Here is a 22,206-nt window from a genome sequence, read left to right on the forward strand (position 1 = left end):
CCTGAATACGGAGTGTACCCAACTCGGGCCCTCGCGGCGAGCATCCCCGCGACATCCAGCACACTTGCATGATCGTGAAAAATCGCCTTTCAGGGCCGCATTCGCGTCACCCGCCACCCATCGCGCCGGGCCGCCGGAACGCACCGTGCGACGTGACCCTTGTCACGCCCGGCCCGTATCCCCGGCGGGGACACCGCGCAGCCGCGATCCTTGATCGAACGGGGCCGGTCACGGCGCGCCCGCCGAGGTGCGGCGGAGCGCGGTGGCGATGGCGGCCGCCGCGGCGCCCGGGTCCGGGGCGCCGGTGATGGGCCGCCCGATCACCAGCAGGTCGGCCCCCGCCGCCAGCGCCTGCTCCGGGGTGGCCACCCGCGCCTGGTCCTGCGCGTCGGCGCCCGCGGGGCGCACGCCCGGGGTGATGAGCGCGATGCCCGGGCCGACCTCCGCGCGGACCGCCGCGGCCTCCTGCGGGGAGCACACGAGCGCCTGCGCGCCCGCCTCCACCCCGATCACCGCCAGCCGCCGTACGGCGTCCGAGGTGGGTCCCTCGACGCCCAGCACGGCCAGATCGGCGTCGTCCAGCGACGTGAGCACCGTCACCGCCGCCACCCGGGTGGCCGGCGCGGCCTCCACGGCGGCGCGGATCATCGCGGGGCCGCCGGCCGCGTGCACGGTCAGGTATTCAGGCTTGAGCCGCGCCACGGCCCGCGCGGCGCCCGCCACGGTCGCCGGGATGTCGTGCAGCTTGAGGTCGAGGAACACCTGGACCCGGCTGGCGCCCCGCACGCTGGCGACCACGTCCGGCCCGTACCGCAGGTACAGCTCCAGGCCGACCTTGACGGTGCTGACGTGCGGCGTGACCAGGGTGGCCCAGCGCGCGGCCGTCTCCAGGTCGGGGGCGTCGAGCGCGACGGCGATGGGGGCGGGGACGACGTTCACGAGAGTTTCTCCTTCAATTCCCCCGGTTCGGGCGCGGGGGCGGGCGGCTCGGGACGCACCTGCTGCGGTACGTACCCGGCGGAGGCTGGGGCCGGCGTCCGGTGGGCCAGGCCCACGGCGTCGGAGACCCGGCCGATCCGGCGGGCCGCGAGGGCCTCGTCCAGCTCGCGCAGGATCCGGGGCACGGCGGTCGGGTCGTGGAACAGGGTGGTGCCCACCGCGATGGCGGAGGCACCCGCCAGGAGGAACTCCAGCGCGTCCAGGCCGGAGGCCACGCCGCCGACCCCGACGATCGGGACGTCGGGCAGCGCGGCGTGCACCTGGTAGACGCAGCGGACGGCGATCGGACGGACGGCGGGGCCCGACAGGCCGCCCGACACGCCCGTGAGGGCGGGCCGCAGCGTCCCGGTGTCGATCGCCATCCCCTCCATCGTGTTGATCAGTGTGAGGCCGTCGGCGCCGGCGTCCACGCAGGCCAGCGCTATGGTGACGATGTCGGTGACATCGGGGGCGAGCTTGGCCAGGATGGGGATCCCCGGGCGCGCGTGCGCCCGTACGGCGCGGACGACGGAGGCGGCGGCGCCGGGGTGCCAGCCGAACATCCGGCCGCGGTCCTCGACGTTGGGGCACGCCACGTTCACCTCGATCGCGGCGATCCCGGACGCGCCGCGCAGCCGGCGGGCCAGCTCGCCGAACTCCTCCACGCTGCTGCCCGCGACCGACACGACGGTACGGACGCCCTGCTCGGCCAGCCAGGGCAGGTCGCGTTCCAGGAAGCCCTCGATGCCCGGGCCCGGCAGGCCCATCGCGGTGAGCAGGCCGCTGGGTGCCTCGGCCATCCGCGGCGTGGGCCGGCCGGCGCGCGACTGCGCCATCACCGACGTGGTGACGAACGCCCCCAGCCGGTCGAGATCGAAGAACTGCGCCAGCTCCCGCCCCGTCCCGCCGCACCCGGAGGCCGTCAGAACGGGATTGGGCAGCTCCAGCGCCCCCAGACGGGTCTCCAGTCTGGGGGTCATCTCTCGCCGCCTTCCGTGAGGGTCATGGAACGGGGGGCGCCCAGGGCGTCGAACGGGATCGTGCCGAGGTCGCCCCAGCGGACGCGGTCGCCGCGCAGGACCGGCCCGTCGGCGCAGGCCCGCACCATGCGGGTGGCGCCGTCGTCGCCGTGCATGGGGAGCATGCAGGTCATGCACAGCCCGATGCCGCACGCCCCGGTCTCCTGGAGGAACTCCTCCACCGAGACCTGGGAGGGCAGCCCGTACTCGCCGGCGACCTGGGTGACCGTGCGGAGCAGCGGGATGGGGCCGCAGCCGTACAGGACGTCGGCGCCGGTCTCCTGGATCACGCGGGGCAGCACCTCGCGGACGGTGCCCTCCTCGCCCAGCGTGCCGTCCTCGGTGGTGACGGTGGCCGAGTCGCCGATGCGCTGGGCCATCCGGGAGCCGAAGACCTGGCGCCCGGACGGGCCGCCCAGCACGAAGTGCACCTGGCAGCCGCGGCGGTGCAGCGTGTCGGCCAGCGCGAACAGGGCCGCTCCCCCGGGCCCGCCGCCGACCAGCAGGCAGCTGACGGGGTCCCTGGGGAGGCGGAACGGGCGGCCGAGCGGGCCGACGAGGTCGAGCTGGTCGCGGGACCGGCGGCCGGCCAGCCACGCGGTGCCCGGCTCGCGGTCGGCGAACACCAGCTCGACCGTCCCGCCGTAGTCGGACTTGACCTCGTACACCCCGAAGCACCGGCGCAGCAGCCGGCCGGTGTGCTCGCCGCCCACCGCCAGCGCCACGAACTGCCCCGGCCGGAACCGCTCGGCGATCGCCGGGGCCACCAGCGTCAGCGCGTGGTAGTCCTGCACCTGGCGGACCGTCAGTACGGTTGCCGACGTCTGCACCGGTGTGTCGGACACCCGTCTCCCTCTCCTCGTGCCTCTGCTACCCCCGGCCGTGCGCGCCGCGCAGGCGCTCGGCGTGCTCCTGCAGCGAGCGGACGCCGACCTGGCCGCCCGCGATGGCCTCGATGCCCTGGACGGCGGCGGCGAGGCCCTGGACGGTCGTGACGCACGGGATGCCGCGCAGCACGGCCGCCGTGCGGATCTCGTAGCCGTCCAGCCGCGGACCCGCCTGACCGGGGCCGCCGAACGGAGTATTGACGATGAGGTCCACCTCGCCGTCCAGGACGCGCCGCACGATGGTGGGTTCGCCGTCAGGGCCCGGTCCCGCGCTGTGCTTGCGCACGATCTTGGCACGCACCCCGTTGCGGTGCAGGACCTCGGCGGTCCCTTCCGTGGCAAGAATCTCAAAGCCCAGGTCAGCGAGGCGCTTGACGGGGAAGATCATGTGCCGCTTGTCCCGGTTCGCGACCGACACGAACGCCCGGCCCTTGGTCGGCAGCGAGCCGTAGGCGGCCTGCTGCGACTTGGCGTAGGCGGTACCGAAGACCTCGTCGATGCCCATCACCTCGCCGGTCGAGCGCATCTCCGGGCCGAGCACGGTGTCGACGCCCTGGCCCTGGGCGTTGCGGAACCGGTCGAACGGCAGCACCGCCTCCTTGACCGCGATCGGGGCGTCCAGCGGCAGCGAGCCGCCGTCCCCGGTCTCGGGCAGCAGGCCCTCGGCGCGCAGCTGCGCGATGGTGGCGCCCATCATCACCCGGGCCGCCGCCTTGGCCAGCGGCACCGCCGTCGCCTTGGACACGAACGGCACCGTACGGGACGCGCGCGGGTTGGCCTCCAGGACGTACAGCACCCCGGCCGACAGGGCGTACTGGACGTTCATGAGGCCGAGCACGCCCACGCCGCGGGCCAGCGCCTCGGTGGACTCGCGGATCCGCCGGATGTCGTCGTGCCCGAGGGTGATCGGCGGCAGCGCGCAGGCCGAGTCGCCGGAGTGGATCCCGGCCTCCTCGATGTGCTCCATCACGCCGCCGAGGTAGAGCTCCTCGCCGTCGTAGAGCGCGTCCACGTCGATCTCGATGGCCTCGTCCAGGAACCGGTCGACCAGCACCGGGTGGTCCATGCTCACCGCGGTGGCCTTGGTCATGTACGACTCCAGCGTGGCGTCGTCGTACACGATCTCCATGCCGCGCCCGCCGAGCACGTACGAGGGCCGGACCAGGACCGGGTAGCCGATCTCGGCGGCGATCTCGCGGGCCTCCTCGTACGAGGAGGCGGTCCCGTGCTTGGGCGCCAGCAGCCCGGCGCGGTGCAGGACCCGCCCGAACGCGCCGCGCTCCTCGGCCAGGTGGATGCTCTCCGGCGAGGTGCCGACGATCGGGACGCCGGCGTCCTTGAGCTTCTGCGCCAGCCCGAGCGGGGTCTGGCCGCCCAGCTGGACGATGACGCCCGCGACGGTGCCGGTGCTCTGCTCGGCGTGCACGACCTCCAGGACGTCCTCCAGCGTGAGCGGCTCGAAGTAGAGCCGGTCGGAGGTGTCGTAGTCGGTGGAGACCGTCTCGGGGTTGCAGTTGACCATCACGGTCTCGTAGCCGGCCTCGGCCAGCGTGAACGAGGCGTGCACGCAGGAGTAGTCGAACTCCACGCCCTGCCCGATCCGGTTCGGCCCGCTACCCAGGATGATCACCTTGGGCTTGGTGCCGGGCGGGACCTCGGTCTCCTCGTCGTAGGCCGAGTACAGGTAGGGCGTCTGGGCCGCGAACTCGGCCGCGCAGGTGTCGACGGTGAGGTACACGGGCCGCAGCCCGAGCGCGTGCCGTACCTCGCGGACGACCTCCTCCGACAGGTTGCGCAGCTCGCCGATCTGGGCGTCGGAGAAGCCGTGCCGCTTGGCCAGCTGCAGCTTGTCGCGGGTCAGGGCGTCCTCGGCGGTACGGATCTTCTCGGCGATCTCGTTGATCGCGACGATCTGGTCCAGGAACCAGGGGTCGATGCCGGTCGCGTCGTACACCTGCTGGACGGTCGCGCCGGCCCACAGGGCGCGCTGGACGTCGCGGATCCGGCCGTCGTGCGGGCGGCTCGCCTTGTCCAGCCAGTCCGCGACGTCGCCGGGCTCGCCGGCCCACGAGAACGAGGAGCCTTTCTGCTCCAGCGACCGCAGCGCCTTCTGCAGCGCCTCGGTGAAGCAGCGGCCGATCGCCATCGCCTCGCCGACCGACTTCATGTGGGTGGTCAGCGTGGGGTCGGCGCCGGGGAACTTCTCGAACGCGAACCGCGGCACCTTGACGACCACGTAGTCGAGCGTGGGCTCGAACGAGGCGGGCGTCTCGGCGGTGATGTCGTTGGGGATCTCGTCCAGCGTGTAGCCGATCGCCAGCCGGGCCGCGATCTTGGCGATCGGGAAGCCGGTGGCCTTGGAGGCCAGCGCCGAGGACCGCGACACCCGCGGGTTCATCTCGATGACGATCATCCGGCCGGTGCCGGGATGCACCGCGAACTGGATGTTGCAGCCGCCGGTGTCGACGCCGACCTCGCGGATGACCGCGATCGCCACGTCCCGCATGTTCTGGTACTCGCGGTCGGTAAGGGTCAGCGCGGGCGCCACGGTGATCGAGTCACCGGTGTGCACGCCCATCGGGTCCAGGTTCTCGATGGAGCACACGATGACCACGTTGTCGTTGCGGTCGCGCATGACCTCCAGCTCGTACTCCTTCCAGCCGAGGATGGACTCCTCCAGGAGCACCTCGCTGGTCGGGGACGCGTCGAGCCCGGTGCCGGCGATGCGGCGCAGGTCGTCCTCGTTGTGCGCGAAGCCGGACCCGGCGCCGCCCATGGTGAACGAGGGCCGCACGACGACGGGGTAGCCGAGCTCGTCGGCCGCGGCCACCACCTCGTCCATCGTGTGGCAGATCTTGGAGAGCGCGGACTCGGCGTTCAGGCCCTGCTCGCGGGCCACCTTGGCGACGACGCCTTTGAACAGCTCGCGGTTCTCGCCGGACTGGATCGCCTCGACGTCGGCGCCGATCAGCTCGACGCCGTACTTGTCCAGGACGCCGCTCTCGTAGAGCGCGATCGCGGTGTTGAGCGCGGTCTGGCCGCCCAGCGTGGGCAGCAGCGCGTCCGGGCGCTCCTTGGCGATGATCTTCTCGACCACCTCGGGGGTGATCGGCTCGACATAGGTGGCGTCGGCGAACTCCGGGTCGGTCATGATCGTCGCCGGGTTGCTGTTGACCAGCACGACCCGCAGGCCCTCGTCCTTGAGCACCCGGCACGCCTGCGTGCCGGAGTAGTCGAACTCGCAGGCCTGGCCGATCACGATCGGCCCGGAGCCGATCACCAGTACGGATTGGACATCTTGGCGGCGCGGCATTACTCCGACCCCTCCATCAGCTCGCAGAAGCGGTCGAACAGGCCCGAGGCGTCGTGCGGCCCGGCCGCGGCCTCGGGGTGGTACTGGACGCTGAACGCGGGCCGGTCGATGAGCCGCAGGCCCTCGACGCAGCCGTCGTTCAGGTTGACGTGGGTGACCTCGCCGGGGCCGTAGGGGGTCTCGAACGGCCCGTCCACCGGCGCCTGCACGGCGAACCCGTGGTTGTGCGCCGAGACGTCCACCTTGCCCGTACCGCGGTCCTGGACCGGCTGGTTGATCCCCCGGTGCCCGAACCTCAGCTTGTACGTGCCGAGGCCGAGCGCGCGGCCGAAGATCTGGTTGCCGAAGCAGATGCCGAAGAACGGCTTGCCGGCGTCCAGAACCCCGCGCAGCGCGTCCACGGCGTAGTCGGCGGCGGCCGGGTCGCCGGGCCCGTTGGAGAAGAACACCCCGTCGGGATCCAGCGCGAGGATGTCCTCGGCCGTGCTGGACGCGGGTAGAACGTGCACCTCGCAGCCGCGCTCGGCCATCCGGTACGGCGTCATCGACTTGATGCCCAGGTCGACGGCGGCGACGGTGAACCTCTTGTCGCCGTGCGCCTGGACGACGTACGGCTCCCGGGTGGACACGTCGCGGGCCAGCTCGGCGCCGTCCATCGCGGGGCCGGCCTTCACCCGTTCGATCAGCTCGTGCTCGGGCGCCCGCGCGCTGTCACCGGAGAAGATCCCGGCGCGCATCGCGCCGCGGTCGCGCAGGTGCCGGGTCAGCGCCCGGGTGCCCGGCATCGCGATGCCCACGACGCCCTGCTCGCGCAGCGCCGACCCCAGCGAGCCGGTGGCCCGCCAGTTGGACGCCACCCGCGCCGGCTCGCGCACCACGTACCCGGCGACCTGGATGCGGCCCGACTCGGGGTCCTCGTCGTTCACGCCGGTGTTGCCGATGTGCGGCGACGTCATCGCCACGATCTGGCGCGCGTACGACGGGTCGGTGAGGGTCTCCTGGTAGCCGGTCATCCCGGTGTTGAAGACCATCTCCCCGAACGTCTCCCCCTCGGCCCCGTACCCGGCACCGTGGAACACCCGCCCGTCCTCGAGAACGAGCACCGCGTTCATGGGCTCACTCCGTTCGCGGGTGCCCGCTTCCTGGCTACTCACTGAAGCTTTCCTTCCAGAACGGTGGGCTTGCCGCGCAGGAACGTGGCGACGACGCGGCCGGGCAGCTCCAGCCCCAGGTACGGGGTGTTGCGGCTCTTGGACGTCATCCCCAGCGGGTTCACCGCGCGGCGCGGCGCCGGGTCGTACAGCGTGATGTTGGCGGGCGAGCCGGCCTCCAGCGGGCGGCCCTGGCCGGACAGCCGGCCGATCCGGGCCGGGCGGAACGCCATCCGGTCGGCGACGCCGGCCCAGTCGAGCAGGCCGGTCTCGACCATCGCCTCCTGCACCACGGGCAGCGCCGTCTCCAGGCCGATCATTCCCATCGCGGCCACGGCCCACTCGGTCTCCTTGTCCTCGACCGGGTGGGGGGCGTGGTCGGTGGCGACGCAGTCGATCGTGCCGTCGGCCAGCGCGTGCCGCAGCGCGGTCACGTCGTCGGCGGTCCGCAGCGGCGGGTTGACCTTGTAGATCGGGTCGTAGGTCTCGGCGCAGGCGTCGGTCAGCAGCAGGTGGTGCGGGGTGACCTCGGCGGTGACCTGGCAGCCCTTGCTCTTGGCCCAGCGGATCAGCTCCACCGAGCCGGCCGTGGAGACATGGCAGACGTGCAGCCGGGAGCCGACGTGCTGGGCCAGCAGCACGTCCCTGGCGATGATCGCCTCCTCGGCGACCGCGGGCCAGCCCGTGAGCCCGAGCCTGGCCGACATCTCGCCCTCGTTCAGCTGGGCGCCCTCGGTGAGCCGCGGCTCCTGCGCGTGCTGGGCGACCACGCCGTCGAACGCCTTCACGTACTCCAGCGCGCGCCGCATGATCACCGCGTCGGAGACGCAGTGGCCGTCGTCGGAGAACACCCGGACCCCGGCGGCCGAGTCGGCCATCGCGCCCAGCTCGGCCAGCTGCTCGCCGCGGATGCCGCGGGTGACGGCGCCGACCGGCTGAACGTCGCAGTAGCCGGCCTCGCGGCCCAGCCGCCAGACCTGCTCGACCACGCCCGCCGTGTCGGCGACCGGGTCGGTGTTGGCCATCGCGTGCACGGCGGTGAACCCGCCCATCGCGGCGGCCCTGGTCCCGGACTCGACGGTCTCGGCGTCCTCCCGGCCGGGCTCGCGCAGGTGGGTGTGCAGGTCGACCAGGCCCGGCAGCGCGACCAGGCCCTCGGCCTGGACGGTCTCCGCCCCCGCCTCGTCCAGGCCCGCGCCGATCCGCGCGATCTTCCCGTCCCGGACGAGGATGTCGGCGGGCTCGCCGCCCATGATCCGGGCGCCCTTGATGATGTAGGTGTTGCTGACCGGGGTGTTGCTCACTCGGAGATCTCCTTGCCGAACGCGGGCTCGGAACCACCGAGCAGCAGGTACAGGACGGCCATCCGGGCGCTGACGCCGTTGGCGACCTGCTCGACGATGGTGGAACGGGGCGAGTCCGCGACTCCGGCGGCGATCTCGACGCCGCGGTTCATCGGGCCGGGATGCATGACGATGGCGTGCTCGGGGAGCTGGGCCATGCGATCGCCGTCCAGCCCGTACCGGCGGCTGTACTCGCGGACCGTCGGGAAGTACGCGGCGCTCATCCGCTCGGCCTGGACCCGCAGCATCATGACCACGTCGCTCTTGGGCAGCACCGCGTCCAGGTCGTACGACACCTGGCACGGCCATGAGTCGACCGCTACGGGCAGCAGGGTCGGCGGGGCGACCAGGGTCACGTCGGCGCCGAGCGTGTGCAGCAGGAGGACGTTGGAGCGCGCCACGCGGCTGTGCAGGACGTCGCCGACGATGGTGACCTTGCGCCCCTCCAGGTCGCCGAGCCTGCGGCGCATGGTGAACGCGTCCAGCAGGGCCTGGGTCGGGTGCTCGTGGGTGCCGTCGCCGGCGTTGACGACGCTGCCCTTGACCCAGCCGGCCAGCCGGTACGGGGCGCCGGAGGCGCCGTGCCGGATCACCACGCCGTCGGCGCCCATCGCCTCCAGCGTGAGCGCGGTGTCCTTGAGGCTCTCGCCCTTGGAGACGCTGGAGCCCTTGACGGAGAAGTTGATCACGTCGGCGGACAGCCGCTTGGCGGCGGCCTCGAACGAGATGCGGGTGCGGGTGGAGTCCTCGAAGAACAGGTTGACCACGGTCATCCCGCGCAGCGTCGGCAGCTTCTTGATCGAGCGCCCGGAGATCTGCGCGAGTTCCTCGGCGGTGTCCAGGATCAGCAGGGCGTCGTCCCTGGTCAGATCGGCGGCCGAGATCAGATGGCGCTTCATTTGCGGTCCCCCTCCTCCCGCGGCCCGGCGGGGCCGAGCAGGACGGCGTCGCGGTCGTCGTTCTCCGCCAGCAGGACCCGGACGGTCTCGCGCATCGAGGTGGGCAGGTTCTTGCCCACGTAGTCGGCGCGGATCGGGACCTCGCGGTGGCCCCGGTCGACCAGGACCGCCAGCTGGACGGCGCGCGGCCGGCCCAGATCGTTGAGGGCGTCCAGCGCGGCCCGTACGGTACGGCCGGAGAACAGCACGTCGTCGACCAGGACCACGATCCGGTCGTCCACGCCGTCGGGCGGCAGCTCGGTGCGGCCGAGCGCGCGGGCGGGCTTCATCCGGAGGTCGTCGCGGTACATCGTGACGTCGAGCGAGCCCCACGGAACGGGACGGCCCTCGACCTCCTCCAGCTTGGCCGCCAGCCGGCGGGCCAGCGTCACGCCGCGGGTCTGGATGCCGAGCAGCACCACGGCCTCGCCGCCCTTGGTGCGTTCGAGGATCTCGTGCGCGATGCGAGTGAGCGCGCGACGGATGTCGGGGGCCTCCAGGACGGCCTTGTGCCTGGGGTCACTGTGCCGGGGGTCGCCGGGTTTGGGGTCGCCGGGCCGGGGGTCACCGTCCGCCACGCGCGCCGTGCCCGGCTCTTCCGGCCGGAAGGCAGCATTCACCACCGAAACCTCCTTTCCCGCCTCTCTGGACGGGCCTTAAAGGACGTCTTGTCCGTCTCACCGTAGCAGCAAGGCCCTGCTGCCCCGTCCCGGACCGGGGGGTATCGTGCCTGGTGAGAGCGGTCACACTGGGGCGCGTCCGGACCGGAGCGGCGGGAGCGGAACGTCTCGGCGAGACCGGGCGAATCACCCGATACCGGATGCGGGCGGACCAGATCGAGACCTGCGGATTCGACCGCTTTTTTCCAATCGGCTTGACCTGGAGCCCTACCCGTTTTACCGTCACTGTCCGTAACCATCCCTGGAGACAGACTCCCACGGCGTCACCGCCCGAAGAATCTGACTCCCCCCGGGGCAGTCCCGGGGCCCGACGACAAACGACGAAAGAGCCTGGGGGCCGCAAATGCCGTCTGAATACGCTAAGGCTCTGGGTGGGCGTCTTCGCGCCATCCGCACGCAGCAGGGCCTGTCCCTGCACGGCGTGGAAGAGAAGTCCCGTGGCCGCTGGAAGGCCGTCGTCGTGGGTTCGTACGAGCGGGGCGACCGCGCCGTCACCGTTCAGAAGCTGGCCGAGCTCGCCGATTTCTACGGCGTGCCGGTATCCGAGTTGCTGCCCGGCGGAGCCGCGCCGAGCCCGCTCGGGCCTACACCCAAGCTCGTGATCGACCTCGAGCGGCTGCAGCAGCTTCCGAAGGACAAGGCCGGACCCCTCGCCCGCTACGCCGCGACGATCCAGAGCCAGCGGGGCGACTACAACGGAAAGGTCCTGTCCATCCGCCAGGAGGACCTGCGTTCACTCGCGGTCATCTACGACAAGTCCCCGACCGAGCTGACCGAGGAGCTGATCGGCTGGGGCGTTCTGGACCCCGAGGCGCGCCGCGCCGTCGAATCCTTCTGACCCGGCCGAACCATCTGCTCCGTACGAGGCCGTAGACGACCCGTACGGCCTCGCGAGAACCGGTGCGAGGCCGTACGGGCCGGGTCGGCCGGGCCGGGAACGCGCCCGGGGCCCGTTCCCCGTCAGCCTCCGCTGACGGGCTCGGCGGCGCCGATGTCCAGGCTGGAGACCGTGAACGGCAGCGTCTCGGGCGGGAGGCCGGCCACCCACCGGTCGTACTGGCTGTTGACCACCATGACGCGGGTCCCGGTCAGTGCGATGGAGCTCGGGTGGCGGAACCCGCCGGGCGGCACGTACCGCGCCGTGTAGCCGCCGCGCGCCAGGTCGGACGACATCTCGACCACGGCGACCTGGGGGACCAGGCCGGGGACCTGGTTGATGTTGCCCTGGACGACATGGAGCCGCCCGTCGCGCCAGGCGAGCCCGTCCCCGTTGGGCAGGCCGTGCCCGTCCAGGTCGACCTGGACGGCCGCACCGCTGTGCCGGTCGATCCGCCACAGGTCGCCCGTACTGCTGTTGACGGTCAGCAGGTGGCGCCCCACGGCGAGGATCCCGTTGAGGTTGTGCCGCCCCTCGACCCAGTCGATCGGCGTCGCGGCGACGTCCAGCCAGTTCTCGATCCGCCAGCGGCCGCCGTCGCCGGTGATCCGGTAGAGGACCGGCCTGAACGAGTCGGTGGCGTAGACGGTGCCGTCGCCGGCGACGGTGATCTCGTTGAGGAACCCGCCCTCCAGGCCCCTGAGCGTGGCCAGCAGCCGCCGGGAGCGGGTGTCGTACACCCGCATCGTGCCGGTGTCGGCACCGCCCACGTAGAGCCTTCCGGCGGCGTCCAGGGCCATCCCCGAGGTGACGCTGCGCCCGTCCTCACCATCGGGAGACCAGACCTCCAGCCGGGGTCGCGACACGTGCCCGCGGAAGAGCGTGCCGTCATCGGCACTGCCGACGTAGAAGTAGCCGGTGGCGCGGTCGAACGCCATACCGGTCGGGAAGGCGCGGTCACCCGGGAGCGTGTACGCGCTGGGCGGCCGGGGGCCGGCGTTCGCGCTCCCCGCGGCGGCGGGGGCGGACACCAGACCCAGCAGCGTGATGACCACGACGGGCCAGGTGAGCTTCCGCATCCGCCCTCTTCCACGTTCGCTTCGCAAATCTTCCCCATTGATCGATGGAAAGCGCACACCTCGTACGCCTTTGTTCACTGCTCGCTCCATAGCGACGAGCGTCATCTCGCGCCATGGTCTGGAAATGCCACCGGCACGTTCCTTCATCTATCGGAACGCCGTTGCGGCGGGTTCGGTCACCACGGTTCCGCCGCGAGAACGGCGACCGAGGCCGCCTGAACGGCCCCGGTCAGGGCGGCGGCCGTGGCGATGAGCGCGATTCCGGCACGAATGGCACCACGCATATACGTCCTCCGCGATCGGCTGCGTCAACGGCCCCAGTTGATCAACTCGTACCGAAAGCGGAGATAAAAGCGTCCCGTACCGGAATCACCGGGCGGGTCACCCGGCGCGTTCCAGGGACACTTCGGGAAGGCGCCGGGCCAGCGGGCCGGGCAGCCACCAGGCGTGCCGGCCGAGCAGCTGCATGGCCGCCGGAACGATCAGGCACCGGATCACCACGGCGTCCAGCAGGATCGCCACCGCCAGGCCGAGCCCGAACTGCTGCAGCATCCGGCTCGGGCTCAGCACGAACGCGGCGAACACCACGATCATGATGGCCCCGGCGGCCGTGATCACCTGTCCGGTCGCCGCCAGCCCCTCGCGTACGGCCGCGGCCGGATCCCGGGTCCGGATCCACTCCTCGTGGATCCGCGACAGCAGGAACACCTCGTAGTCCATCGAGAGCCCGAACACGATCGCGAAGATCATCACCGGGATGAACGCCTCGACCGGGCCCGCCGGGACGCCGAACCACCCGTACTGGAACACCAGCGTGATCGTTCCCAGCGCCGCGCCGATCCCCAGCAGGTTGAGCAGCGCCGCCTTGACCGGGATGAGCACCGAGCGGAACACCACCAGGAGCAGCAGCGAGGACAGGCCGACGACGACCGCCGCGAACAGCGGCAGCCGCTCGGACACCTTGTCGGCGAAGTCGAGTGCCGCGGCCGTCGAGCCGCCCACCACGAGCCCGTCGGGCAGGACGTCCTCGCGCAGGGTGTGGACCAGGTCCCCCGTCGCCTCGTCCTGCGGGGCCGTCTCGGGGGTGACGATGACGGTGTAGATCCGCCCGTCCTGGGACGGGATGGGCGGGGTGGCCGAGGCGACGCCCTCCGTACCGGCAAGCAGGCTCCGCACGCCGCGTCCCGCCGCCGCGTCGCCCTCGCCGACAACGATCAGCGGGCCGTTCACGCCGGGCCCGAAGCCCTCGGCCAGCAGGTCGTAGGCCTGGCGGCTGGTCTGCCCCGCCGGATCGTTGCCGGCGTCGGCGAAGCCCAGCCGCATGTCCAGCGCGGGGGCGGACAGGGCCAGCAGCGCGAGGACGGCGACCGCCAGCGCCGGCACGGGGTACCGCTGGACGGCCGTGGCCAGCCGCCGCCATCCGGCCCCCGGCTCCTTACCGCGCCCGGCGGCCTTGGCGGCGCGCTTGCGCACGTGCCGTTCGATCCGGGCGCCGGTGATGCCGAGCAGCGCGGGCAGCAGGGTCAGCGAGGCGAGCATCGTGACCAGCACGGTCAGCGCGACCGCCAGCGCCACGCCCTGCAGCGCGCCGAGCCCGAGCACGACCAGCCCCAGCAGCGCGATGATCACCGTGCAGCCGGCGACGAACACGGTACGGCCGGCGGCGTCCAGGGCGCGCACGGTCGCCTCCCGCGGCCGCTCCCCGTCCAGCAGCTCATGCCGGTACCGGTAGAAGATCAGCAGCGCGTAGTCGACACCGACGCCCAGCCCGACCAGCATCATGATCGGCGGGGTGAAGTCGGCGACCGTGGCCACCCGCGAGCCCAGCACGATCAGCCCCATCGCGCCGCCCACCGCGAACAGCGCGGTGACCAGCGGCAGCGCGGCGGCCAGCAGCGATCCGAACAGCAGCACCAGGATCACCAGCGCGGCCAGCATCCCCGCGCCCTCGGCGGCGCCGCCCTCGCTCTCCTCGGCCCCGCGCGCCGCCTCGCCGCCCGCCTCGACCTGGACGCCCGGTCCGGCGGCGGTACGGGCGGTGTCCATGACGGCCCGGACGTCGTCCTTGGGGACGATCTCGGCCTTCCCGGTCAGGATCACGGTGCCGTACCCGATCCGGCCGTCCTCGGAGATCGCGGCGGGATCGTCGTACGGGACCTGGACCGCCGCCACGCCCGGCATGCCCTTCACCTTGCCGAGCGCCGCCCGCACGTCCCGTTCGACGGCGGGCGAGCGCAGGCCGGCCTCGGCCTTGACCACGATCCGCACGGTGTCGCCCGCCTGCGGCGAGCCGTGCTCGGCCAGCAGATCGGACGCCCGCTGCGACTGCGTCCCTGGCAGCGAGAAGTCGTTGCGGTAGTCGGAGCCGGCCGCCTGCGAGCCGGCCGTGATGGCGATCAGCACCAGCGCCCACAGGCCCAGGGCGTACCAGCGGTGCCGGAACGACCAGGACGCCAGCCGCGCGAACCGTCCCATGCTCATCGCCCCCTGCGCGAAGCGAGGCGGTAGCAGATCAGAGCGCCCGCCAGGGCGGCCAGCAGCGGGACGCCGACGTGGACGGCCACCAGCGCGGGCGTGTCCTCAGCGCTGAGCGTCACGTCCAGAACGAAATGGCTGAACGCGGCGAACGCCTCGGTCAGCATGAAACCGGCGATGCCGCCTGCGAAGAACCCCGCGACCGCCGCACCGGCCCTGTTGGGAGCTTCCTGGTTTTGAATGGATCTGTCTGGGGTGCCCGTGTCTGGACTGCGCGTGTCCGGAGCGCCCTTGTCGGGAGTGGAATCGTTCATGCCATCACCGTGCGGGCACGGCCTACCCCGTCACATCGGCCCAGGGACCCGACCGGTATACCCCCGTTGTTGCGTCCGCGGCCTTACCGCCTGCACCCAGTGTTGCGAATCAGGTCGCGGATCAGCCGGCCCAGCCGGGGCTGACCATGCCGCTCTCGTACGCGAGCACCACCAGCTGCGCCCGGTCCCGGACGTCCAGCTTGGTCATGATCCGGCTGACCCCGCTCCGGGCGGTGGCCGGGCTCAGGGCCAGCCGGGCGGCGATCTCGTCGTTGGACAGGCCCTCGGCCACCAGCCCCATGACCTCGCGCTCCCGCCGGGTGAGCGCGTCCAGCCGGGGATCGGGCCCGGGGCGGGCCATCCGCGCGGCGTACTCGGCGATCAGGCGCCGGGTCACCGACGGGCTGATCAGCGCGTCGCCGCGCGCCGCGACCCGCACGGCCCGCAGCAACTCCCCCGGCTCGGTGTCCTTGACCAGGAAGCCCGCGACGCCCGCGCGCAGCGCCGCGTACACGAACTCGTCCAGGTCGAACGTCGTCAGGATCACGATCCGCACGGCCGCGTCCTCGGCCACGATCCGCCGGGTCGCCTCCAGCCCGTCCATCCCGGGCATCCGCACGTCCATCAGGATCACGTCCGGCCGGGTCTCGCGCGCCAGCTCGACCGCCCGCGCCCCGTCCTCGGCCTCCGCGACCACGGCGATGTCGTCCTCGTCGTCCAGCAGCGAGCCGAACCCGGCCCGCACCAGCGCCTGGTCGTCGGCGAGCAGGACCCGGATCATGCGTCCGCACCATAGGGCAGCCGCGCCCGGACCCGGAAACCGCCGCCGGGCACCGGGCCCGCGGCCAGCTCGCCGCCCAGCGCGCGTGCCCGCTCCCGCATGCCGCGGATGCCCTCGCCACCACCGCCGCTGCCCGTACCCCGGCCGTCGTCGCGTACCTCCAGCCGCAGCTCGGCCGTGCCGTAGCCGATCGTCAGCTCGACCCGGTCCGCCGCCGCGTGCCGGGTGACATTGGTGATCGACTCCTGCAGGATCCGGAACGCGGCCAGATCGACGCCCGCCGGCAGCGGGCGCGGCGTGCCCTCGGTCCGCCGGGACACCTCCAGCGACGCCAGCTCCGCGTACCGGACGAGCTCGTCCAGCCGGTCCAGTCCCGCCGCCGGCGGATCGACCTGCCGCAGCACCCCGATCGCCGACCGCAGCTCGCGCAGCGTGTCCCGGCTGGCCTCCTTGATCACGGTGAGCGCCGGCGCGGGATCGCGCGGCAGCCGGTACAGCGCCGTTCCGGCCTGCACATTGATCATCGACAGATGGTGCCCGACCACGTCGTGCAGCTCGCGCGCGATCCGCAGCCGCTCCTCCGCCGCCCGCAGCCGCGCCGCCTCCTCCGCCCGCCGTACGGCCTCGCGCAGCGCCTCCCGCCGCCCGTGCCGTACGGTGCCCAGCGCCAGCAGCGCCACCACCCAGCCGGCCAGCATGAACAGCGTGATGCCGTTGGTCTCGTCGTGGCCGGACAGGGTGCCGAGCGTCGCGGTGGCCACCGTCGCGGCGCCCAGCGCCACCGCAGCCGGGAGCCGCCCCTCGGCCGCGACGACGTACAGGCACAGCAGGACCACCACGACCAGCGGCCCGTCGACCGCGCTGTACACGTAGAAGAACGCGGTCGCCGCCAGCGCGTACAGGCACGCGATCACGGCGTGCCGGCGGAAGAACAGCGCGCCGCACACGCTGAGGATCAGCACCCAGTCCAGCAGCGGCCGCCCGGGCGTCCCGAGCCACGCCGGGACGGTGCCGGCGACCACGAGCGCCGTCACGGCCGCGGGGAAGAGCATCGCTCCAGCATCACACGGCCGACGCGCAGCGCTCCACCGCCGGTTCGCGCACCCGCGGCGGCCGTCCCGGCACGATCAGGGCCAGCACCATCACCGCGCCCATGACGCCCGCGCTCACCGCGAACCCCAGCGTGTAGCCGGCCTCGTCCGTCGCCGCCACGGCGATCAGGACCGCGCTCGCCTGCGCCCCGAGCGACGTCCCCACGTTCCGTACGAGAGTGTTGACCCCTGTGGCCACGCCCGTCTCGTTCAGCGCGACCGCGTGGACGACCAGATTGGCGACCGCCGCGTAGGCCAGGCCCAGGCCGATGCCCCGCGCGATGCCCCCGACGTACAGCTGCCACATCTCGTCATGCTGGAACGCCACGAACCCGTAGCCGACCGCCGTCAGGAACGCTCCAGCGAGCAGCACCGCACGCGACCCCACCCGCCGGTCGAGCAGCCCGGCCATCATCCCCGCCGCCGTCATCCCGATGCTCGCGGGAAGCTGCAGCATCGCGGCCTGCGTCGCCGTACCGCCGAACCCGAACCCGTCCCGTTCCGGCAGCTGCACCAGCAGCGGGAACAGCAGCCCGCCGGCCATCAGCGCGTACCCGGACAGCAGCGACGCCGCGTTCGCCGTCCAGACACCCCTCCTGCGCATCAGCCGCAGATCGACCAGCGGCTCGGCCACCCGCCGCTCGACCAGGAGCCATGCAACGAGCAGGACGGCGGCGATCGCCAGCAGCCCGATCACCCCGGGGGACGTCCACCCCCAGTCCAGCCCCTGGGTCAGCGCCGTCAGCGCCGCGACCAGCCACCCGGCGAAGAGCACGGCCCCCCACCAGTCGATCCGCGCCGTCAGCGCCCCCTTCGTCGCTGGAACGATCCACCACGCCAGTACCAGGCCCGGCACCAGCCCCATCACCGGCACCCACAGCAGCCACCGCCAGCCCGCATGGTCGATGATCGGCCCCGCCAGGCACCACGACAGCGCCCCGCCGAGCCCCAGCATCGACGACATCAACCCGACCGCCGACGCCGTCCGCTCGGGCGGGTACACCTCCCGGATGATCGTGTACGCCAGCGGGAAGACGCCCCCGCCGATCCCGCTCAGCGCCCGTCCGGCCAGCATCACCCCGAGCGACCCGGCCGACGCCGCGACGACCATCCCCACGATCGCGATCACCAGCACGGCCAGCAGCACCCGGCGCGGCCCGTACAGGTCCCCTAACCGCCCGATCACCGGCGTCGAGACGGCCGCCGACAGCGTCATCGCCGTCAGCGTCCAGGCGGCCCCGGCGGCCGTCGTGCGCATGCCCTCCTGCAGCAGCGGCAGCGCCGGCGTCATCACACCCATGGCCAGCGAATAGGCCATCACCCCGAGAAACGCCAGCAGCGGCACCAGCCCTCTTCCCCCGCGCGCCGCCAACACCCCTCCTCGCCAAGACCCCAAACATTCTCATATCGCCCGAACGGGCATGGGAGCAGGGCGCGGCGGAGGCCGCTGAGGATGCGGGACTCCGCCGCGCCCTGGTCAGGGGTGGGCGTTCTGCCGGGCCGGGGCGTCGGTCGCCATGGGGAACGGGCTTGCGACGCCCCGGCTCCGGCGCGGCCGCCCGAAGGGGAGGGAAGACGGCCGCGTGCCGGCCGGCCTGGGCCGGCCGGCCTCGGGGATGATCAGCTGGCCTCGGGGATGGGCAGGGTGGGCTGGCCGGGGACGCCCAGGGTGTCCTCGACCAGGGAGACGAAGACGCCGGCGTCGTGCATCAGCTCGTCGGCCTCGTGCGGGGTGACGGCGCGGGGCAGGCCGGCCTCGGCGGCGGCGCGCTTGTCGGCGCCGGCGGCGAAGAAGGCGGCCCACTCGCGCAGGGCGGGCTCGGCCTCGGGCAGCAGCACCCAGACGCTGCGGGGACGGCCCCGGTAGTGGGTGTCGCGGGGCTCCTTGGCGGCCAGGACCGCGGCGGCGGCGCGCAGGGCGGACAGGTGTGCGCAGACGTAGCGCATGGCGGGCGTGGTGGCCTCGGCGGCCTCCGCCAGGCCCATCCGCGCGGCGTGCAGCTGGCCGACCGCGGTCTGGGCGGGACGGGGCGCCGGCAGCGCTCGGGGCCGCGGGCTCGGCAGGCGCTGGGCAGAAGAGTGGAGACCGTGTGCGGTCATCGTTCCGGACATGACTGCCTCCTTCCGGCTCGGGCCGGCCGGGCGGAGAGCTTCCCCTCTCTCCGCCCGGCCGCCGTCCCGTCCTCGGCGGGGACGTCGCCCTGGCACGGTCCGCGAGTCCCGTGCCACCTCGAACGTCAGTTCGAGGCATTCCCAGTAAACCGTCCTGACGTCGATTCGTCAATGTGTTCGAACGAGTGTCACTTCGGGCGTCGAACGTGCACGGGCATACCGGTCGTGACCAGGTCCGGGAAGTTCTCGGCGATGTGCATCGGGAGCCGGACGCAGCCGTGCGAGGCCGGGTGGCGGGGGACGTCGGGGGCGCCGTGGAACGCGATGCCGCCGTTGAAGTAGATGGGGTTGTAGAGCCGGCCGAGGGGTGAGGTCTCCCAGCCGGAGGCGCGGCGGCCGGTACGGAAGTCGCCGGTGCCGGTGGTGGCGTAGCGGCAGCGGGCGACCGTGGCGCCGCGGTCCTTGGCGCAGTAGTACTCGCCCGAGCCGGACGAGATGTGCGAGATGAGCTTGGGCTTGCCGTCCCGGTAGACGACGAGGAACTGGCGGCGCAGGTCGACGTCGACGCGATCGGCCTCGCGGCGCTTGGCCATGGGACGGGGCTGCGCGGGGGCGTCCAGGGCGGCCCACGTCTTCTGGCCCACGGTGCTGTTCACCTTGAGGCCGTTGACCTTCTTGAACGCCCACACGGCCATCTGGCTGGACAGGCCGTACTTGCCGTCGGCACGGCCCGGGTCGTACCCGAGCTGCTTGAGTCGCTTCTGCAGGGTCTTGACGTCGTCGCCCTTGGTACCGGACTTGAGGGTACGGCGCGTGGGCGTAGGGGTCGGGGTGGCGGTGGCCGGGGAAGCGGCGGGCGTGTTGGCCTGCTTGCCGGCGGGCTTGTCGGCGCCCGTACAGCCGGTCAGCAGCAGGGCACCGCCCACGAGCACGACCGCGCCCGTTCTCATGCTCATCGAGGTTCCTCCGTGGATACCCCTGCCTTCAGGCAGGAAAGGAAAAGGACTCCTGTACAGCAGGCAGACATCGTCGACTCTGTCCCGGGGACGGGGAGAGAACGTCCATCGCAGTATGTTGCCGGAATGTCGCAAGCTGTTTCGGTATCTTGCGGGCCATGGCCACTGGCGTGAAGCGGGCGTTCAAGTACCGCTTCCACCCCACCGCTGCACAGGCGGCCGAGCTGTCGCGGACGTTCGGGTGCGTGCGCAAGGTGTACAACCTGGCCTTGGCGGCCCGTACCGATGCGTGGACGCTTCGGCAGGAGAGGGTCAGCTACAACCAGACCTCGGCGATGCTGACGGGGTGGAAGAAGACCGCGGAGCTGGCCTATCTGGGTGAGGTGTCCTCGGTCCCGCTGCAGCAGGCACTGCGGCACCTGCAAACGGCCTTCACCGGCTTCTTCACCAAACGCGCCCGGTACCCCCGCTTCAAGTCCAAGCACCGGTCGCGTGCCTCTGCGGAGTACACCAGTTCGGCGTTCCGGTACCGCGAGGGGGCGCTGACCCTGGCCAAGATGGCCGAGCCGCTGGACATCGTCTGGTCCCGGCCGTTGCCTGAGGGCAGCAGCGCGCCGACGACGGTGACGGTGTCGAGGGACGCGGCTGGGCGCTGGTTCGTGTCCCTGCTGTACCAGGACGCCGACGTGAAGCCGCTGCCGGCCACGGATGCGGCGGTGGGGATCGACGTCGGCTTGAATCATCTGCTGACCCTGTCGACCGGGGAGAAGGTGACCAACCCCCGACATGAGCGCCGCGACCGGGACCGCCTGGCAAGGGCGCAGCGGGAACTGGCCCGCAAGGCCAAGGGCTCGGCCAACCACGCCAAGGCACGGCTGCGGGTTGCCCGTGTCCACGCCCGCATCGCCGATCGCAGGCGCGACCACCTGCACAAGCTCACCACTCGACTCGTGCGCGAAAACCAAACGCTCGTGATCGAGGACCTGGCCGTGTGCAACATGGTCAAGAACCGGAGTCTGGCCCGCGCGATCTCGGATGCGGCGTGGTCGGAGTTTCGGAGCATGCTGGGGTACAAGGCGGCCTGGTACGGGCGGGAACTGGTCGTGGTCGACCGGTGGTTCCCCTCCTCCAAGCTGTGCTCTCACTGCGGCGCCCTCGCCGAGAGAATGCCGTTGAACGTCCGAGCCTGGACGTGCGGCTGCGGGACGCGCGCGCGTGCTGATGCGGAGGACTCAGGCTCGGAGGACCACATGCAGGTTTCCGACAAGGGATTCCAACACGGGGATTCCGGCACTTTAAAGTGGGCGCCATGCATCCCAACGTCGAACGTGTCGCCCGCGTGCTGCGGGAACGGGGAGCGGCCGGGGAGATCGTCGAGCTTCCCGAGCCGGTGCCCACCGCGAAGGCCGCCGCCGACCAGGTGAACTGCGAGGTCGGCGCGATCGCCAACAGCCTGATCTTCGACGCGGACGGAGCGCCGCTGCTGGTGCTGACCAGCGGCGCGCACCGGGTCGACACGGCCAAGGTCGCCGCGCTGGTCGGAGCCGAGAAGGTGAAGCGGGCCAAGCCGGAGTTCGTCCGGGAGGCGACCGGGCAGGCGATCGGGGGCGTGGCGCCGGTCGGGCACCGGGCGCCGGTACGGACGCTGGTGGACGTGTGGCTGGCCAAGTACGACCAGGTGTGGGCGGCGGGCGGGATCCCGCACACGGTGTTCCCGACCTCGTACGATGAGCTCCTGCGGATCACCGACGGGGAATCCGCCGATGTGGGGGCCGACGAGTGACGGTGGACAGTGAGGGTGCACGAGTGAACGAGGAAGCGGGCGCGAAGGCGACCACCGAGCTGTGGCACAACCCGCGCTGCTCCAAGAGCCGCGCCGCCAAGGCCGCGCTGGACGAGGCGGGCGTGCCGTACATCGAGCGCCGCTACCTGGACGAGCCGCCGACGGCCGAGGAGTTCGACGCGGTGCTGACGAAGATCGGCGCGGAGCCGTGGGAGGTGGCGCGGCTGAACGAGCCGGTCGCCAAGGAGCTCGGCCTCAAGGACATGGCACGGGACCGCGCGCTGTGGATCGAGACGATGGTGGCGAACCCCTCGCTCATCCAGCGGCCGATCGTGCTGACCGGAGGCGGGGACGTGGTGGTGGCCCGCGACCCGCAGTCGGTGCGCAAGGCCCTCGACAGCGCGTGACGCGGGTGTGATCCTGGGACAC

The 22,206-nt window shown here is 72.3% G+C and carries 20 protein-coding genes; 4 read left to right on the top strand and 16 right to left on the bottom strand.

The window, feature by feature from the left end; genetic code table 11:
* Positions 1–228: 228 nt before the first annotated feature.
* The 8 genes from pyrF to pyrR are packed head-to-tail and all read right to left on the bottom strand — an operon-like array spanning position 229 to position 10,249.
* A complete protein-coding gene (gene pyrF / locus ACH34Q_RS04675) occupies positions 229–939 on the bottom strand; it encodes an orotidine-5'-phosphate decarboxylase (RefSeq protein ID WP_395981466.1) in 711 nt (236 codons plus the stop codon).
* On the bottom strand, positions 936–1,958 hold the full coding sequence (locus ACH34Q_RS04680) for a dihydroorotate dehydrogenase (RefSeq protein ID WP_395981467.1): 1,023 nt from the start codon (positions 1,956–1,958) through the stop codon (positions 936–938). Before ACH34Q_RS04680 ends, pyrF begins: the two co-directional genes overlap by 4 nt.
* Positions 1,955–2,842: a dihydroorotate dehydrogenase electron transfer subunit gene (locus tag ACH34Q_RS04685; RefSeq protein WP_395981468.1), complete on the bottom strand. Its 888-nt coding sequence runs from the start codon at positions 2,840–2,842 to the stop codon at positions 1,955–1,957. The genes ACH34Q_RS04680 and ACH34Q_RS04685 overlap by 4 nt, the downstream gene beginning before the upstream one ends.
* A 25-nt stretch (positions 2,843–2,867) precedes the next feature.
* Positions 2,868–6,197: a carbamoyl-phosphate synthase large subunit gene (carB, locus tag ACH34Q_RS04690; protein WP_395981469.1), complete on the bottom strand. Its 3,330-nt coding sequence runs from the start codon at positions 6,195–6,197 to the stop codon at positions 2,868–2,870.
* Positions 6,197–7,309 (bottom strand): glutamine-hydrolyzing carbamoyl-phosphate synthase small subunit, encoded by a 1,113-nt coding sequence (gene carA / locus ACH34Q_RS04695; protein WP_395981632.1) that lies wholly within the window; start codon positions 7,307–7,309, stop codon positions 6,197–6,199. Before carA ends, carB begins: the two co-directional genes overlap by 1 nt.
* Before the next feature lie 38 nt (positions 7,310–7,347).
* The gene (locus ACH34Q_RS04700) at positions 7,348–8,601 is read right to left on the bottom strand and encodes a dihydroorotase (protein ID WP_395981633.1); all 1,254 of its coding nucleotides are present in this window, start codon (positions 8,599–8,601) and stop codon (positions 7,348–7,350) included.
* A 47-nt stretch (positions 8,602–8,648) separates the two neighbouring features.
* Entirely contained in the window at positions 8,649–9,590 is a 942-nt protein-coding gene (locus tag ACH34Q_RS04705; RefSeq protein ID WP_395981470.1) for an aspartate carbamoyltransferase catalytic subunit, read from the bottom strand.
* Positions 9,587–10,249 carry a bifunctional pyr operon transcriptional regulator/uracil phosphoribosyltransferase PyrR gene (gene pyrR / locus ACH34Q_RS04710; protein WP_395981634.1) on the bottom strand — a complete coding sequence of 221 codons (663 nt, stop codon included), beginning with the start codon at positions 10,247–10,249 and terminating at the stop codon, positions 9,587–9,589. The genes ACH34Q_RS04705 and pyrR overlap by 4 nt, the downstream gene beginning before the upstream one ends.
* Positions 10,250–10,652: 403 nt before the next feature.
* Between pyrR and ACH34Q_RS04715 the strand changes: the two genes are divergently transcribed.
* On the top strand, positions 10,653–11,147 hold the full coding sequence (locus ACH34Q_RS04715; protein WP_395981471.1) for a transcriptional regulator: 495 nt from the start codon (positions 10,653–10,655) through the stop codon (positions 11,145–11,147).
* 122 nt (positions 11,148–11,269) lie between these two features.
* On the opposite strand, the gene ACH34Q_RS04720 is transcribed toward ACH34Q_RS04715, so the two are convergent.
* From ACH34Q_RS04720 to ACH34Q_RS04755, 8 genes are all read right to left on the bottom strand, one after another.
* Complete coding sequence (locus ACH34Q_RS04720) at positions 11,270–12,265, bottom strand: SMP-30/gluconolactonase/LRE family protein (protein ID WP_395981472.1); 996 nt, start codon at positions 12,263–12,265, stop codon at positions 11,270–11,272.
* Positions 12,266–12,646: 381 nt separating this feature from the next.
* On the bottom strand, positions 12,647–14,746 hold the full coding sequence (locus ACH34Q_RS04725) for an MMPL family transporter (RefSeq protein WP_395981473.1): 2,100 nt from the start codon (positions 14,744–14,746) through the stop codon (positions 12,647–12,649).
* A complete protein-coding gene (locus ACH34Q_RS04730; protein ID WP_395981474.1) occupies positions 14,743–15,054 on the bottom strand; it encodes a hypothetical protein in 312 nt (103 codons plus the stop codon). The genes ACH34Q_RS04725 and ACH34Q_RS04730 overlap by 4 nt, the downstream gene beginning before the upstream one ends.
* Positions 15,055–15,175: 121 nt before the next feature.
* Complete coding sequence (locus ACH34Q_RS04735; protein ID WP_395981475.1) at positions 15,176–15,835, bottom strand: response regulator; 660 nt, start codon at positions 15,833–15,835, stop codon at positions 15,176–15,178.
* Positions 15,832–16,887, bottom strand: coding sequence for a sensor histidine kinase (locus ACH34Q_RS04740; RefSeq protein ID WP_395981476.1), 1,056 nt, complete (start codon positions 16,885–16,887; stop codon positions 15,832–15,834). Before ACH34Q_RS04740 ends, ACH34Q_RS04735 begins: the two co-directional genes overlap by 4 nt.
* Before the next feature lie 10 nt (positions 16,888–16,897).
* The gene (locus ACH34Q_RS04745; protein ID WP_395981477.1) at positions 16,898–18,298 is read right to left on the bottom strand and encodes an MFS transporter; all 1,401 of its coding nucleotides are present in this window, start codon (positions 18,296–18,298) and stop codon (positions 16,898–16,900) included.
* 248 nt (positions 18,299–18,546) lie between these two features.
* Positions 18,547–19,038 (bottom strand): SAV_6107 family HEPN domain-containing protein, encoded by a 492-nt coding sequence (locus ACH34Q_RS04750; RefSeq protein ID WP_395981478.1) that lies wholly within the window; start codon positions 19,036–19,038, stop codon positions 18,547–18,549.
* 188 nt (positions 19,039–19,226) lie between these two features.
* Positions 19,227–19,994, bottom strand: a complete 768-nt coding sequence (locus ACH34Q_RS04755; protein ID WP_395981479.1) for a peptidoglycan-binding protein — start codon at positions 19,992–19,994, stop codon at positions 19,227–19,229.
* A 158-nt stretch (positions 19,995–20,152) separates the two neighbouring features.
* Between ACH34Q_RS04755 and ACH34Q_RS04760 the strand changes: the two genes are divergently transcribed.
* Genes ACH34Q_RS04760 through ACH34Q_RS04770 form a run of 3 tightly spaced genes read left to right on the top strand, consistent with a single transcriptional unit; the run spans position 20,153 to position 22,184 of the window.
* Positions 20,153–21,418, top strand: a complete 1,266-nt coding sequence (locus tag ACH34Q_RS04760) for an RNA-guided endonuclease InsQ/TnpB family protein (protein WP_395981635.1) — start codon at positions 20,153–20,155, stop codon at positions 21,416–21,418.
* A complete protein-coding gene (locus ACH34Q_RS04765) occupies positions 21,304–21,777 on the top strand; it encodes a YbaK/EbsC family protein (RefSeq protein ID WP_395981480.1) in 474 nt (157 codons plus the stop codon). The genes ACH34Q_RS04760 and ACH34Q_RS04765 overlap by 115 nt, the downstream gene beginning before the upstream one ends.
* 23 nt (positions 21,778–21,800) lie before the next feature.
* Entirely contained in the window at positions 21,801–22,184 is a 384-nt protein-coding gene (locus ACH34Q_RS04770) for an ArsC/Spx/MgsR family protein (protein ID WP_395981481.1), read from the top strand.
* Positions 22,185–22,206: the final 22 nt, after the last annotated feature.

It is taken from the genome of Actinomadura sp. 9N407 (genome assembly GCF_044326315.1).
GTDB lineage: Bacteria > Actinomycetota > Actinomycetes > Streptosporangiales > Streptosporangiaceae > Spirillospora.